Below are 362 nucleotides of genomic sequence, written 5' to 3' on the forward strand. Positions count from 1 at the left end.
TCCTTTGTCTCCAAGAATCATTGGATACCGACCGCCTTGAGACAGCACCGACAGCACCTCTCGGTCATCTATATGTGCCGAAGCGATGGCAAAATCAACCGGAACGCCTTGACGCGTTGTGATCAGATGCCCCCGAAATCCAAAGAAGGTTCCGAGACTTTTCGTGGCACAATGTCCATAAGTCGCAAGCGTTCCCGAAGCATCCGCCCATTTCAGATCCGACCGGGAGGCTTCAGCACGATTGCGGTCACAAATCGGGATCGGAAAAGAATCAACGAGAAACACATCCGTCTTGGGAAAGTAGACCGTCAATGCCCGACGCAGCACTTCACTCGCCGTCGAAAGATTGCGTCTGCGTCTAT

At 52.8% G+C, this 362-nt stretch carries 1 protein-coding gene; it reads right to left on the bottom strand.

All coding sequences use genetic code 11. The features are described from left to right. Positions 1-362, bottom strand: a 362-nt coding sequence (locus J4G07_13670) for a hypothetical protein (protein MCE2415044.1), incomplete at both ends; no start/stop codon positions are given.

It is taken from the genome of Candidatus Poribacteria bacterium (genome assembly GCA_021295715.1).
Classification (GTDB): Bacteria; Poribacteria; WGA-4E; order WGA-4E; family WGA-3G; genus WGA-3G.